Source organism: Streptomyces sp. NRRL S-646, assembly GCF_000720765.1.
In the GTDB taxonomy this organism is placed as follows: domain Bacteria; phylum Actinomycetota; class Actinomycetes; order Streptomycetales; family Streptomycetaceae; genus Streptomyces.
The window spans coordinates 573359-588346 of record NZ_JODC01000007.1; the positions used below are offsets into that span (position 1 = coordinate 573359).

At 71.1% G+C, this 14988-nt stretch carries 11 protein-coding genes; 3 read left to right on the forward strand and 8 right to left on the reverse strand.

Features of this window, described 5'->3' with window-relative positions:
• Window positions 1–172 precede the first annotated feature (172 nt).
• Entirely contained in the window at window positions 173–1681 is a 1509-nt protein-coding gene (locus IH68_RS0118080) for a M1 family metallopeptidase (RefSeq protein WP_030936256.1), read from the forward strand.
• Window positions 1682–1788: 107 nt separating this feature from the next.
• Here IH68_RS0118080 and IH68_RS0118085 read toward each other — a convergent pair whose 3' ends face one another.
• Window positions 1789–2703: a PfkB family carbohydrate kinase gene (locus tag IH68_RS0118085; RefSeq protein ID WP_030936258.1), complete on the reverse strand. Its 915-nt coding sequence runs from the start codon at window positions 2701–2703 to the stop codon at window positions 1789–1791.
• Between the two features lie 262 nt (window positions 2704–2965).
• Window positions 2966–4432: an amino acid permease gene (locus tag IH68_RS0118090; protein ID WP_030936260.1), complete on the reverse strand. Its 1467-nt coding sequence runs from the start codon at window positions 4430–4432 to the stop codon at window positions 2966–2968.
• Between the two features lie 217 nt (window positions 4433–4649).
• On the opposite strand from IH68_RS0118090, the gene IH68_RS0118095 reads away from it, so the two are divergent.
• On the forward strand, window positions 4650–5423 hold the full coding sequence (locus IH68_RS0118095) for a MerR family transcriptional regulator (protein ID WP_030936262.1): 774 nt from the start codon (window positions 4650–4652) through the stop codon (window positions 5421–5423).
• Between the two features lie 113 nt (window positions 5424–5536).
• Here IH68_RS0118095 and IH68_RS0118100 read toward each other — a convergent pair whose 3' ends face one another.
• The 6 genes from IH68_RS0118100 to IH68_RS56395 form a co-directional block, all read right to left on the reverse strand.
• The gene (locus IH68_RS0118100) at window positions 5537–7165 is read right to left on the reverse strand and encodes a thiamine pyrophosphate-binding protein (RefSeq protein ID WP_030936265.1); all 1629 of its coding nucleotides are present in this window, start codon (window positions 7163–7165) and stop codon (window positions 5537–5539) included.
• A gap of 241 nt (window positions 7166–7406) precedes the next feature.
• Window positions 7407–9581: a 3-hydroxyacyl-CoA dehydrogenase NAD-binding domain-containing protein gene (locus IH68_RS0118105; protein WP_030936267.1), complete on the reverse strand. Its 2175-nt coding sequence runs from the start codon at window positions 9579–9581 to the stop codon at window positions 7407–7409.
• A 50-nt stretch (window positions 9582–9631) separates the two neighbouring features.
• Window positions 9632–10846: an acetyl-CoA C-acetyltransferase gene (locus tag IH68_RS0118110; RefSeq protein WP_030936269.1), complete on the reverse strand. Its 1215-nt coding sequence runs from the start codon at window positions 10844–10846 to the stop codon at window positions 9632–9634.
• Window positions 10847–10887: 41 nt separating this feature from the next.
• Window positions 10888–12030, reverse strand: a complete 1143-nt coding sequence (locus IH68_RS0118115; RefSeq protein WP_030936272.1) for an acyl-CoA dehydrogenase family protein — start codon at window positions 12028–12030, stop codon at window positions 10888–10890.
• The gene (locus IH68_RS0118120) at window positions 12027–13181 is read right to left on the reverse strand and encodes a CaiB/BaiF CoA transferase family protein (RefSeq protein WP_030936274.1); all 1155 of its coding nucleotides are present in this window, start codon (window positions 13179–13181) and stop codon (window positions 12027–12029) included. The genes IH68_RS0118115 and IH68_RS0118120 overlap by 4 nt, the downstream gene beginning before the upstream one ends.
• A 121-nt stretch (window positions 13182–13302) precedes the next feature.
• Complete coding sequence (locus IH68_RS56395) at window positions 13303–13476, reverse strand: hypothetical protein (protein WP_159403690.1); 174 nt, start codon at window positions 13474–13476, stop codon at window positions 13303–13305.
• Between the two features lie 90 nt (window positions 13477–13566).
• On the opposite strand from IH68_RS56395, the gene IH68_RS0118130 reads away from it, so the two are divergent.
• Window positions 13567–14745 (forward strand): saccharopine dehydrogenase family protein, encoded by a 1179-nt coding sequence (locus tag IH68_RS0118130; RefSeq protein WP_030936276.1) that lies wholly within the window; start codon window positions 13567–13569, stop codon window positions 14743–14745.
• The last annotated feature ends 243 nt before the right edge of the window (window positions 14746–14988 follow it).

Consider the following 14988-nt stretch of genomic DNA (forward strand, 5'->3'; position numbering starts at 1 on the left):
CCCGTACAGAAGAGTGCAATCGGACGCCTGCGAGATCCGTGAGGAACCGGGGGCTGCTGCTCATGTCGGCCGAATGGCGATCGTGTGACACGTGGGGCCATGGACATGCCCGGGGACACAGGGACTGAATAGGCTCCGAACAGACCTCGTACTCCTACGACTTGGAGCTTTCGTGCACCGCAGAATCATCACGCCGGGCGCACTCGCTGCCGCGTCCCTGATGCTGGCGATCCCGGCGTCGGCCGCGAGCTACTCCCCCGGCGCACCGGGCATCGGCGACCCCTACTACCCGGCCTACGGCAACGGCGGATACGACGTCTCCCACTACGACCTGCGTCTCCAATACCAGCCCGCCACCGACGAGTTGACGGGTACGACGACGATTTCGGCCAGGACGACGCAGGATCTGTCGAGCTTCGACCTGGACTTCCTGCTCGACGTCAGCGAGGTGCGGGTCAACGGCGTCAAGGCGTCCTTCGCCACCTCGGGCCAGCACGAGCTGGTGGTGACGCCGAAGACGCCGCTCGCCAAGGACACGCCGGTCACCGTGGTCGTGCGCTACAGCGGGGTGCCGTCGACGAAGAGCGCGTACGGCTTCAACGCCTGGCATCGCACGCCGGACGGGGCGGTCGCGGCGGACGAGCCCGAGGCGGCCTGGTGGTGGTTCCCGAGCAACGACCACCCGCTGGACAAGGCGACCTACGACGTGTCGGTGGCCGTGCCGGACGGCACCCAGGCCATCTCCAACGGCACGCTGCAGTCGACGAGTTCGAAGCTCGGCTGGACCCGCTACAACTGGCGGGAGAACAAACCGCAGGCGACCTATCTGGCCACGCTGGCGGTCGGCAGGTTCGACATCACGACCAGCACCTCCGAGGGCGGCGTGCCGGTCGTCAACGCCTACAGCAAGGACCTCGGCGACAACGACGGGGCCGCGCGGGCGAGCGTGGAGCGCACCGGGGAGCTCGTCGACTGGCTGAGCGGCTACTTCGGGCCGTATCCCTTCAGCTCGGCCGGCGGGTACGTGCCCAACACGACCACGGGCTACGCGCTGGAGACGCAGACCCGCGTGTACTACAGCCCGAAGCAGTTCGCGAACGGCTCCAACACCTCGGTGGTCGTGCACGAGCTGGCGCACCAGTGGTACGGCGACAGCGTGTCGCTGAAGGGCTGGAAGGACATCTGGATCAACGAGGGCTTCGCGCGGTACGCGCAGTGGCTGTGGTCCGAGCACGAGGGCGAGGGCACGACGCAGCAGCTCGCCGACTACGTGTACGCCTCGCACCCGGCGGATGACGCGTTCTGGACGGTCAAGCCGGGTGACCCCGGTGCTGACAACCAGTTCGACATCGCTGTCTACGACCGGGGTGCGCTGGCGGTTCAGGCGCTGCGGAACGCGGTCGGCGATGACGCGTTCTTCGCCATTCTGAAGGGGTGGCCGCGGGATCACGCGTACGGGAACGCGTCCGTCGCCGACTTCCAGGCCTACGCCGAGAAGGTCTCCGGGAAGTCGCTGGGCGCGCTGTTCGACGCGTGGCTGTTCCAGCCGTCGAAGCCTGCCGCGCCGGCGGCGCGTTCCGCGTCGATCGCGAAGTCGGCGGCGGCTGACGTGCAGCCCAAGTCGTGGAAAAAGATCGAGGCGACGAACGACGTGCACGGGCACGGGCACGGCGAGCGGTAGGGCAGGAGGCTGCGGGGCGGTCCCTCATCCCTCGACACCGGTCGAGGTGTGGGCCGCCCCGACCGGCTGCCGGTCCGAGCAGTAACAGGAACACCAGGGCTCCTGCGCTACGGCCGCGGCTCCGTGCCCGCCACGAGGGCGAGCAGTGCGTCCCGGCTGATCGCCTCCGTCTCCGTCGAAGGGATCGTGCAGGCGTGGGCGCCGGCAACGGTGCCGTACAGGGCGCAGCGCTGTGGGGTTTCGCGGTTCAGCCAGCCGTGGAGGAAAGCTGCGGCGAAGGCGTCGCCCGCACCGTTGGAGTCCACCACCGGGGCGGGCGGTGCGAAGGGCGGTACATGGGTCAGCTCCTCGTCGGCCAGGAGGTAGGCGCCCTTGGCACCGGCCGTGGCGACGACGACCTCGGCCCGGCCGCGGTCCGCGATCCGGCGCATCGTGCGCTCGGGGTCGGCCAGGGCCGCGGCGGACAGGAACACCACGTCCGCCGCGTACGCGAACGGTTCGTGGTAGGTGTTCTTGCCGTCCCAGTCGTGCAGGTCGGTGGACACGGTCACGCCGGCCTCGCGCAGCACCGGCAGGGCGTGGGCGCAGGGCTGGGTGATGGCGACGTGGGCGTGGCGGCTCGCCCCGGCCAGAGCGCGCACCGTGTCCTCGGGGAAGCGGTCCTCGCCCTGTGTACGGCTCACGTCGTACAGCGACAGGCGTCTGCCGTCGGGGCCGACCAGGTTGACCGCGCGCTTGGTGCCGGCGGGGTGGGGGACGGCGGTGAGCGCGATGCCGTTGTCCCGGTGCAGGGCGCGGACGAGGTCGCCCTCGGGGTCCTCGCCGAGCATGTCGAGGTGATGGACGCGCAGCCCGAGCGCGGCGAGCCCCAGGGCGACGAAGTCGCCGGTCTGTCCGGCCCGGGTCTGGATCCCACGCTCGATCATGTAGCTGTCGGCGTACGGCAGCGGCAGCTCCGGCACATACACGATGGTGTCCACGCCGGCGCCGCCCAGCACGAGGACGTCTGTCTCCCTGCTCAACTCGAGTCCTCCCCATGGTCAGAGACCGTGACCTTGATGCCCCGCTTCACCAGTCGCTCCGTGACCAGCGGCTCGACACGCGGCCATGTGCCGCCGGCCAGACCGCACCCTATCCGAGGAGTCTCGCTCCGCTGGGCAGGGCGGACCGTCTCGCCGCAAGCCCACCGGGCAGTGGGTCTCTGCAGGTCGTGCGTGGTTGCTCGCCCCCACGCGGCGGAGCCACATATCGATACAGCCCCGCGCCCCTTACGGGGCGCCCCCGCTACTTCGTGAGCTCGGTCAGTTCCCGGTCGCCGTCCCGGGTGACCCTGCGCCGTACCGCGAACCAGCCGGCGACCAGCATGGCGGCGATCACGGGGATGAGGAGGAGGGTCTTGCGGCCGACCTCGGGGTCGTTCCACATCAGGGCGAGCACGGCGAGCAGGAAGGCGATCGTGGTGATCTCCGTGACCGGGCTGCCGGGGAGGCGGAAGGACGGGCGGGTGACCAGGCCGGCCTTGGCGCGGCGGACGAAGACCAGGTGGCAGATCATGATGATCACCCAGGTCGAGACGATGCCGAGCGAGGCCACGTTCAGCACGATCTCGAAGGCCTGGCTCGGCATGAGGTAGTTGAGACCGACGCCGAGCACGCACACCGCGCAGGTGAGCAGGATGCCGCCGTAGGGGACCTGGCTGCGGTTCATGCGGGCCGTGAACCTGGGGGCGGAGCCCGCCGTCGCCATCGAGCGCAGGATGCGGCCCGTCGAGTACAGGCCCGAGTTCAGCGAGGACATCGCGGCCGTCAGGACCACCAGGTTCATCACGTCGCCCGCCGCCGGGATGCCGATCTTCGACAGGACCGTGACGAAGGGGCTCTGGTCCGCCGAGTACACCGAGCCCGGGAGCAGCAGGGCCAGCAGGACGACCGAGCCGACGTAGAAGAGGCCCACCCGCCACATGATCGAGTTCACCGCGCGCGGGACGACCTTCTCCGGCTCGGCGGTCTCACCGGCGGCGACGCCGACCAGTTCCAGGGCGGCGTACGCAAAGATCACGCCCTGCATGACGAGGACGACCGGCATCAGGCCGTGCGGGAAGACTCCGCCGTGGTCGTTGATCACAGACAGGCCCGGTGTGTGGCCGCCGACCTCGTGCCGGGTGGCCAGCAGGAAGATGCCGATCAGCATGAAGCCGACGAGTGTGGCGACCTTGATGATCGCGAACCAGAACTCCATCTCGCCGAAGATCTTCACCGAGATCAGGTTCACGGCGAGCACGACGGCCAGCGCGATCAGGGCGAGCACCCACTGCGGGATGCTCGTGAACATGCTCCAGTAGTGCGTGTACAGCGCGATCGCCGTGATGTCGGCGATTCCTGTCGTCGACCAGTTCAGGAAGTACATCCAGCCGGCGACGTACGCACCCTTCTCGCCGAGGAACTCGCGCGCGTACGACACGAAGGATCCGGAGGAGGGGCGGTAGAGGACCAGCTCGCCCAGCGCCCGGACGACGAAGAAGGCGAAGATCCCGCACACCAGGTAGGCGAGCGCGAGGGCCGGGCCCGCGTTGTGCAGACGGCCGCCGGCGCCCAGGAAGAGGCCGGTGCCGATGGCGCCGCCGATGGCGATCATGTTGACGTGGCGGGCCTTGAGGTCCTTGCTGTAGCCGGCGTCGCCCGCGTCCGCGGGCACCTGGGCCGCGTCGGTCCGGGTGACGGCCTGTGCCGTGTCCACGGCGTCCTTGCTCACAGGTGGTTCCACTCTCTGGTGCGCCCGAGCGGGTCGCGCTCGGGTGTCCGGACTTACTCGGTCGGCGCGTTCGGTGGGGCGCGGACCAACGCGGCACCTTCCCCCAGGTGGCTAGGCGCATGCGATGGCATAGATCACAGAGCGGCACTTCTCACAGGCCCCACCGGCCCCACCCAGCGGGTTTCGCAGTACTGGTGTGACAGCGATACTGCTGCACATGACGACGGACACCGACACCGGCAGCGACACCGCGGAGCCGACGCTCACGATCGACGAACTGGCCGCGCGGGCCGGCGTCACGGTCCGCACGGTCCGCTTCTACGGCACCAAGGGACTGCTGCCGCCGCCGGTGATCGGTCCGCGCCGGGTGGGCCGCTACGGGCAGCAGCACGTGGCCCGGCTGGCGCTCATCGAGGAGCTGCAGCACCAGGGCATGACGCTGGCGGCGATCGAGCGTTACATGGCGCAGCTCCCGCCCGGTCTGAGCCACCACGACCTGGCGATCCACCGTGCCGTGGTGGCGTCCTGGGCACCGGACACAGTGGAGACGGTCACGGCGGCGGAGCTGCGGCGCCGGGCCGGGCGGCCGCTGACCGAGGACGAGGTCGAGCGGCTGTGCGCCATGAACGTGATCCGGCGCGACGGGGAGTCGTACCGCGTCGACTCCGGTCTGCTCCGGCTCGCCGTGCAGCTCCTCGACGTACCGCTGTCGGAGCAGGCGATCCTCGCGGCGCGCAAGGTGCTGATCGAGCACTCGCGGGCCGCCGCGCACGAGCTGTCACAGCTGTTCAGGGGCGAGGTGTCCGAGCGGGCGGAGGAGGACGTGAAGTCGCTGTCCGCGCACATGCAGCCCATCGTGGTGCAGGCGCTGCTGACGACCTTCCAGCGCTCGCTCAGGGAGGAGGTGCACCAGTGGCTCGACGCCTCACTCGACCTCTTGGAGCAAGGCATCTCCGAGGAAGGCGTCTCAGAGGAAGGCCGACCCTCCTGACACGGTGAGCGTCCTGCCGGTCGCGGATGAACTCGTCGTTTCCGGGTGGGCTGACAAGGAGGCGGGGTGGCAGAAGGCGGGCGGGAGTGTCCGGGTGGGCACGGCTCGGGCCGTCACTGTCGCAGAGGTACGTCCACCAGCAGCGGCCTCGTCAGCTCACCCGCCCCGGCGACCAGTTCACGCAGGTGGTCCGCGCTGTCCGCGCGTACCGCGTCGACCCCGAAGAAGCGCGCCGCCTGGGTGAAGTCCAGTGGCCCCAGCTCCGTGCCGGGGCAGACGCCCTGGTTGCCCATGGCCCCGTAGGTGTCCTGGACGGTCTTGTAGACGCCGTTGCTCATCACCACGAACAGGACGGGGACGTTCTGGCGGGCGGCGCTCCACAGGCCCTGGAGGCCGAACAGGGTGCAGCCGTCGCCCAGGACGGCGACCACCGGGCGGCCGGGCTCGGCGAGGGCGCGGCCGACGGCGGCGCCGATGCCCCAGCCGAGGCCGCCGCCGACGGTGTGCGTGTAGCTGCCGGGGCGATCGAGGCGGACGAATCGGCGGAGCAACAGGCCGACGGTGATGGCCTCTTCGACGACCACGGCGTCGGACGGCAGTCCGCGGGCCACGGCGTGGGCGGCGGCCCACGGGGCGAGGGGTGCCGGGGAGTAGGCGGCGCGGGCGGCTGACTCGGCGCGGTCGCGTTCGGCGGTGTGCCGTTCGCCGGCGCGCAGGGCGCGGGCCTTGGCGGTGTGGGCGGGCACACGGTCGGGCAGCAGCTCGGCGAGGCGATGCAGGGAGGGGCCCAGGGCGCCCACGAGCCCGGCAGTGGCCGGGAAGTTGCGGCCGATCTCGTGCGGGTCCGAGTCGAGCTGGACGACGGTGAGGCCGGGCGGCAGCGCGGGCCCTGGGGTGTATTGGTGGGGTGTGAAGGCGTGCGCTCCGGCGATCAGCACGGTGTCGTACGCGGCGAGCGCCTCGCGGATGGCGTCGTGGCGGGGCGGCAGCATCCCGGCGTAGAGGGGGTGTGTGGTGGGGAAGTTGAGGCAGTCGGCCATCGGCTGGTGGTGGACCACCGCACCGCACGCCTCCGCAGTGCGCACGAGCGCGGCGACGGCGTCCTCGCGGCCCACCCCGTCCCCGGCGACGATCACGGGACGGGCGGCGGCGCCGAGCAGGTGGGCCGCGCGCTCGAGGCCGGGGGCCGGTCCCGGCGGGGGTGTGGGGGTGCGGGCCGGGACTTCGACCTCGGTGTCCTCGCCGAGCAGATCCGTGGGCACGGACAGGAACACGGGTCCGGCGGGCGGCCGTTGGGCCAGGGCGAAGGCGCGGCGCAGGGCGAGCGGGAGGTCGTGGGCGTGCTGGACGTCGTACGTGGCCTTCACTGCGGGGGCCGCCAGGCCGATGAGGTCGCCGGACAGCATGGGGTCCTGCTGGAGGTGGCGGCGGTCCTGTTGGCCTGCCGTCACGACGAGGGGCGTGCGGGAGCGGCGGGCGTTGAGCAGGCCGATCAGGCCGTTGGCGAGGCCGGCAGCGATGTGCAGGCTGACGAAGGCGGGGCGGCCGGTGCCGCGGGCGTAGCCGTCGGCCATGGAGACGACGGAGCCCTCGTGGACGCCGAGCACGTACTCGGGGGCGTCCTGGGCGTCCGCCAGGGCGGCCAGGAAAGGGAGTTCGGTGGTGCCGGGGTTGCCGAAGACGCGGTCCACGCCCTCGCCGCGCAGGATCTCCAGCAGGGCGCGGGCGGGACGGTATCCCATGGGGGCTCCTCGGGGGCGGGGGCCGTGCGAGCCTTTCGGGGATCAGCGTGCGGGGCGCATGCCGCGGCAGGCAAGGGGCCGCGTCGCCCGCACCGACGGATCTCGCCCCCGCCGCCCCTACCCATTCCCGTCCCCTGGGGGGCTGCGCCCCCAGACCCCGATCGGCCTGAACGGCCTCGTCCTCAAACGCCGGACGGGCTGAGATTGGCTGCGCCAAATCCAGCCCCTCCGGCGCCAGGGGTCACGCGTCCGCGAACCGCTCCCCCTTCTCCGCCTTCTCCACCAGCAGCGCAGGCGGCGTGAACCGCTCTCCGTAGCGGTCGGCAAGCTCGCGCGCGCGTGCCACGAAGCCCGGCAACCCGCCCTCATAGCCGTTGATGTACTGCAGCACGCCCCCCGTCCAGCCTGGGAACCCGATGCCGAAGATGGAGCCGATGTTGGCGTCGGCCACCGATGTCAGGACCCCCTCCTCCAGGAGCTTGACCGTGTCGAGCGCCTCGGAGAAGAGCATGCGTTCCTGCATGTCCCGGAACGGGATCTCGTGGCCCGGCTCGGTGAAGTGCTCGCGCAGCCCGGGCCACAGCCCTGCCCGCTTGCCGGCCTCGTCGTAGTCGTAGAAGCCCGCTCCCCCACTGCGCCCGGTGCGCCCGAACTCGTCGACCATGCGGTCGATGACCGCCTCGGCCGGGTGCGTCGGCCAGGTGCCGCCCGCCTCCTCCACGGCCCGCTTCGACTCGTTGCGGATCTTGCGCGGGAGTGTGAGCGTCAGCTCGTCCATCAGGGAGAGCACCTTGGCCGGGTAGCCCGCCTGGGCCGCCGCCTGCTCGACGGACGCGGGCTCGATGCCCTCGCCGACCATCGCGACGCCCTCGTTGATGAAGTGGCCGATGACGCGGGAGGTGAAGAAGCCGCGGGAGTCGTTGACGACGATCGGGGTCTTCTTGATCTGGCGGACCAGGTCGAAGGCGCGCGCGAGGGCCTCCTCGCCCGTCCGCTCGCCCTTGATGATCTCGACGAGCGGCATCTTGTCGACCGGCGAGAAGAAGTGCAGGCCGATGAAGTCCGACTGGCGCTCGACGCCTTCGGCGAGAGCGGTGATCGGCAGGGTCGAGGTGTTGGAGCACAGCAGCGCGTCCGGCTCGACGATGTGCTGGATCTCCTGGAAGACCTTGTGCTTGAGCTCCGGGTTCTCGAACACGGCCTCGATGACCGCATCGCAGCCGGCCACGTCCTGCGGGTCCGCCGTCGGCGTGATGCGGGAGAGCAGTGCGTCCGCCTTCTCCTGCGTCGTACGGCCCCGGGAGACCGCCTTCGCGCACAGCTTCTCGGAGTAGCCCTTGCCCTTGACGGCCGCCTCGGGCGACACGTCCTTCAGGACCACGTCGATGCCCGCGCGGGCGCACGAGTACGCGATGCCCGCGCCCATCATCCCGGCGCCCAGGACGGCGACCTTGCGGACCGGACGCGACTCGATGCCCTTGGGACGGTTGGCGCCGGAGTTGACGGCCTGGAGGTCGAAGAAGAAGGCCTGGATCATGTTCTTGGAGGTCTGGCCGGCGGCCAGCTCCACGAAGTAGCGCGCCTCGATGACCTGCGCCGTCTCGAAGTCGACCTGGGAGCCCTCGACGGCCGCGGCGAGGATGTTGCGGGGCGCCGGGTAGGGCGCGCCGTTCGTCTGCTTGCGCAGACTGGCCGGGAAGGCGGGCAGGTTGGCGGCGAACTTCGGGTTGGCGGGGGTGCCGCCCGGGATGCGGTAGCCGGGCTTGTCCCAGGGCTGCTGCGACTCGGGGTTGGCGTCGATGAAGGCGCGGGCCTTGGCGAGCAACTCGTCCTGGGTGGCGGCCACTTCGTGGATCAGGCCGTTGTCGAGCGCGCGCTGCGCGTTGTACTGGGTGCCCTGCAGCAGCACCTTCAGCAGCGCGTCGGCGATGCCCAGCAGACGGACGGTGCGGACGACGCCACCGCCGCCGGGGAGCAGACCGAGGGTGACCTCCGGGCAGCCGATCTTCGTGCCGGAGGTGTCGAGTGCGACCCGGTGGTGGCAGGCCAGCGCGATCTCGTAGCCGCCGCCCAGGGCCGCGCCGTTGATCGCGGCGACGACCGGCTTGCCCAGGGTCTCGATGCGGCGCAGGTTGCGCTTGATCGCCAGGCCGCCGTCGAAGAGGTCCTGCGCGGTCTCGGGGGTGACCGGGATGAGGTCGCGCAGGTCGCCGCCTGCGAAGAAGGTCTTCTTGGCGGAGGTGAGGATGATGCCGCGGATGGAGTCCTTCTCGGCCTCCAGGCGGTCGGTGATCACGGCGAGGGAGTCGCGGAACGCCTGGTTCATGGTGTTCGCGGACTGGTTCGGGTCGTCGAGGACGAGGGTGACGACGCCGGTGCGGTCCTGTTCCCAGCGGATGGTGGTGCTCTGCGTCATGACGGGGGTCTCCGTTGAAGTCTGTGAAGTCTCTTGGTTCCGCCGGGTGTTCAGAGGCGCTCGACGATCGTGGCGATGCCCATGCCGCCGCCGACGCAGAGGGTCGCGAGTCCGTAGCGCTTGTCCTGGCGCTCCAGCTCGTCGATCAGGCTGCCGAGGATCATGGCGCCGGTCGCTCCGAGCGGGTGGCCGAGGGCGATCGCGCCGCCGTTGACGTTGACCTTGTCCAGGGACAGGCCCATGTCCTTCACGAAGCGCAGGACGACCGCCGCGAACGCCTCGTTGATCTCGACGAGATCGATGTCGTCGATGGTGAGGCCGGCCTTGGCGAGCGCCTTGCGGGTGGCGGGCGCGGGACCGGTGAGCATGATCGTGGGCTCGGAGCCGGAGACGGCGGCGGAGACGATCCGCGCGCGCGGGGTGAGGCCGTGGCGCTCGCCGACCTCCTTGGAGCCGATCGCGACCAGGGAGGCGCCGTCGACGATGCCGGAGGAGTTGCCCGCGTGGTGGACGTGGTCGATCTTCTCGACCCAGTGGTACTTCTGCAGCGCCACGGCGTCGAAGCCGCCGAGGTCGCCGATGTCGGCGAAGGACGGCTTCAGCTTGGCGAGGGAGTCGGCGGTGGTGCCCGGGCGCAGGTGCTCGTCGTGGTCGAGGACGACCAGGCCGCTGCGGTCCTTGACGGGAACGACGGAGCGGTCGAAGCGGCCCTCCTTCCAGGCCGTCGCCGCCCGCTCCTGCGAGAGCGCCGCGTACTCGTCGACGTCACGGCGCGAGAAGCCCTCGATGGTGGCGATCAGGTCGGCGCCGATGCCCTGCGGCACGAAGTTGACGGCGAGGTTGGTCATCGGGTCGTTGAACCAGGCGCCGCCGTCGGAGGCCATCGGCACCCTCGACATGGACTCGACGCCACCCGCGAGGACCAGGTCCTCCCAGCCCGAACGGACCTTGGCGGCGGCCATGTTGACGGCCTCCAGACCCGACGCACAGAAGCGGTTCTCCTGTACGCCGGCGACCGTGTCCGGGAGGCCTGCGGCGACGGCGGCGATGCGGGCGATGTCGGAGCCCTGGTCGCCGACCGGGCCGACGACGCCGAGCACGATGTCGTCGATCGCCGCCGGGTCCAGGCCCGGGAAGCGGTCGCGGATCTCGTGGATGAGTCCGACGACCAGGTCGATGGGCTTGGTGCCGTGCAAGGAGCCGTTCGCCTTGCCGCGGCCGCGCGGGGTGCGGATCGCGTCGTACACGTACGCTTCGGTGCTCACTGGAAAGCCTTTCGGGGTGAGGGTCGGCCGGGCGATGAGCTTCAGCCCAGCAGGGAACGGCCGATGATCTCCTTCATGATCTCGGTGGTTCCGCCGTAGATGGTCTGGATACGGCCGTCGGTGAAGGCCCGGGCGACCGGGTACTCGGTCATGTAGCCGTAGCCGCCGTGAAGTTGGAGGCAGCGGTCGGCGACCCGCTTCTGCAGCTCGGTCGCCCACCACTTGGCCATGGAGGCGTGCACGGCGTCGAGCGTGCCGTCCGAGTGGTCCTCGACGCAGCGGTCGAGGAACGCGCGCGTGACGGCGCACTCGGTGGCCATCTCGGCTATCTCGAAGCGGATGTGCTGCTTGGTGGCGAGCGGTCGGCCGAAGGCCTCGCGCTCCTTGACGTACTCGGTGGTGATCTCCAGCAGGTGCTCGGCCGCGGCGATCGCGGCGACGGCGATGCTCAGGCGCTCCTGCGCGAGGTTGGTCATCAGGTGGCCGAAGGCACCGTTGAGCGTGCCGAGCAGGTTCTCCTTGGGCACGCGCACATCCGTGAAGAACAACTCGGCCGTGTCCTGTGCCTTCTGGCCGATCTTGTCGAGGTTGCGGCCGCGCTCGAAGCCCTCCGTGCCGCGTTCGACGACGAGCAGCGACAGCCCGTGCGCGCCGCCCTCCGGGGTCGTTTTCGCGACGACGACGACCAGGTCGGCGAGGATCCCGTTGGAGATGAACGTCTTGGCGCCGTTCAGCAGCCAGTGGTCGCCCCGGTCCTCCGCGTGCGTACGGATGCCCTGGAGGTCGGAGCCCGCGCCCGGCTCGGTCATGGCGATGGCGGTGATGATGGAGCCGTCGCAGAAGCCGGGCAGCCAGCGCCGCTTCTGCTCCTCGGTGGCGAGGCCGGTGAGGTACGGGCCGATGACGTCGTTGTGCAGGCCGAGGGCGAGCCCAGGCGCGCCGGCCCGGGTGAACTCCTCGGCCAGGACGGTGGCGTAGCGGAAGTCGGAGGTGCCGCCGCCTCCGTACTCCTCGGGCACGGCGAGTCCGAGCAGGCCCTGCTTGCCGGCCGCCCGCCAGGCCTCGCGGGAGACGATGCCGTCCTTCTCCCACTGCTCGTAGTACGGCAGCACCTCCCTGGCCAGGAAGGCACGCACGGTCGCGCGGAACGCGTCGTGCTCGGGGGCGAAGATCTGCCGCTTCATTCGGGGCCCTTCGTGGGTTCCTGGTCCTTGAGGAGCTCGGGTACGTCCCAGTCGCGTGCCACGTCGGCGGTGTCGGCGCCGGGCTGCGCGGGACCGGTGCGTACGGCCGTGGGGGTGGCGGAGAACCGGGGGGCGGGCGCGGGCTGGGTGATGCCGCCGTGGTCGGTGAAGGTGCCGCGCGCGGCGAGGTGCGGGTGGTGCGGGGCCTCGCGCAGGGACAGCACGGGCGCCACACACGCGTCGGAGCCCTCGAAGACGGCCGCCCACTCGTCCCGGGTGCGGGATTTGAAGCGGGCCGCGACCGCCCCGCGCAGTTCGCCCCAGCGGGTCCAGTCCTTGCGGGCGTCGGCGTGTTCCGGGATGCCGAGGACGCGCACGAACTCGTCGTAGAACTGCGGCTCCAGGGCGCCGACCGCCATGTACTTGCCGTCGGCCGTCTCGTATGTGCCGTAGTACGGGCAGCCGCCGTCCAGGAGGTTGGCACCGCGGCGGTCCTGCCAGCCGCCGGCAGCGAGCATGCCGTGGATCATCGCGGCGAGGTGGGACGTGCCGTCGACGATGGCCGCGTCGACGACCTGGCCGCTGCCGCCCGCGCGCGCGTGGTGGAGTGCGGCGAGGACGCCGACGACCAGGTACAGGGAGCCGCCCGCGTAGTCGCCGAGGAGGTTGGCGGGGACGGCCGGGGGCTCGTCCGGGCTGCCGATCATGCCGAGGGTGCCGGTGAGGGCGATGTACGCGATGTCGTGGCCGGCGCGGTGCGCGAGGGGGCCCTCCTGGCCCCAGCCGGTCATGCGGCCGTAGACGAGTTCCGGGTTGCGGGCGTGGCAGTCCTCGGGGCCGACGCCCAGGCGCTCGGCCACTCCGGGGCGGTAGCCCTCGATGAGGATGTCGGCGCGTGCGGCGAGGTCGAGGACCCGCGCGGGGCCGTCCGCGGACTTCAGGTCGACGATCACCGAGCGCTTGTTGCGGTTGGTGACGTCGTAGTCGGTGTTGATCGCGAGCCCGACGCCGCCGGGGCGGTCCACGCGGACGACGTCGGCGCCCAGGTCGGCGAGGAGCATGGCGGCGAACGGGCCTGGCCCGATACCGGCCAGCTCCACCACGCGCACGCCGGAAAGCGGGCCGTGTCCAGGCGTCTTTGCCTTTGCCATGCAGTCCCCAGGGGTTGTGACACAACTGCTGTAACACTAGTGATGTTAGGAACACGTTCCAGCGGACACAAGACCCGGGAGAGCAAGCGCTTAGCCAAGTGTGCCGGAGGAGCCATGCGGATCAGCGTGCATCCAGCGGGACACGGACCCAGTCGGCCTTGCCGGGCCGTATCCGGCGGATTCCGCGACCGGCGAGGTACGCGTGGGTCGCCTCGTCCCTGAGCTTCACCGGCAACCCGAGGGCGAACTCGCGCACTTTCCCCCACTTCTTCAGGGCGCTTCTTGGCACGGACACCGCTTACCTCCGGGCTCGTCGTCGGGCTCCGCACCCTTCACGCTAGCCTCGGCCACCGACAACGGCGCGTGCTGCGGACCGAGGGGTGTCATGAGCAGGCTGAGCAGGACGGACCGTCCGTACGACATCGTGCTCTTCGGAGCCACGGGCTTCGTCGGGACGCTCACCGCGGAGTACCTGGCCGCGCATGCGCCCGAGGACCTGCGCTGGGCGATCGCCGGCCGCAGCGAGCGGAAGCTGGAGCAGCTGCGCGAGCGGCTGCCCGGCACCGGGAAGGTCGGGGTGCTGCGGGCGGACGTGGCCGATCCGGTGTCGCTGCGCGGACTCGCCGAGCACGCGCGCGTGGTGGCCACGACCGTGGGGCCGTATGTGACGTACGGCGAGGAGCTGGTCGCCGCCTGCGCGGACAGCGGTGCGGACTATCTCGACCTCACCGGTGAGCCCGAGTTCGTGGACCTGACGTACGTCCGCCACGATGCACGCGCGCGTGAGACCGGTGCGCGGCTGGTGCACGCCTGCGGGTTCGACTCGATCCCCCACGACCTGGGCGCGTACTTCACCGTGCGGCAGCTGCCCGAGGGGGTGCCGCTGACGGTGGACGGGTTCGTGACGGCGGACGCCACCTTCTCCGGCGGTACGTTCGCGTCGGCGTTGAACCAGTTCTCGCGGGTGCGGCCGATGCTGGCAGCCGAGCGGGACCGCAAGCGGCACGAGCCGCGCCTGGTGGGGCGGCGGGCGGCCGCGCCCACGGGTGTGCCGCGGTTCGCGAAGGAGGTGGGTTCGTGGGCGCTGCCGCTGCCGACCATCGACGCGCGGATCGTGGGCCGCTCCGCGAAGGCCCTGGAGCGCTACGGCCCCGACTTCCGCTACCGCCACTACGCAGCCGTACGACACCTGCCCGTCGCCGTGGGGGGGATCGCGGCCGTCGGCGGCCTCTTCGCGGCCGCCCAACTGCCGCCCGCGCGGCGCTGGTTGTCCGACCGTCTCAAGCCCGGCGAGGGGCCGAGCGCCGAGAAGCGGGCGAAGAGCTGGTTCCGGGTCCGCTTCGTGGGCGAGGGCGGCGGCCGCCAGGTGCTCACGGAGGTCGCGGGCGGCGACCCCGGCTATGACGAGACGGCGAAGATGTTCGCCGAGTCGGCGCTGTCACTGGCCTTCGACGACCTGCCGCCGACGGCTGGTCAGGTCACCACGGCGGTCGCGATGGGCGACGCTCTCACGGAACGGCTGCGACGGGCGGGGATCACCTTCAGGGTGGCGTCGAGCCGGTGAATCGGCGCGGCTGAGGCGCAGGCACGAGCAGGACCGGCGCGCGACCGCACTCGGCATCCTGTCCCCCCGCCTGGCTCGGGCCGAGCGCCTGGGCGCGGGAACGGTGCACCCTCGTCGTCTGCACCGGCCCCCGGCACCGGCGTGCAGGGAGCCAACCGCGAACAGCGAGCGGACCCGGTGGCGGACCCGGCACCGAGGGTGCGTACGCCCGGTACTGCAGCAACCGGGGAGCCGCCACGACGG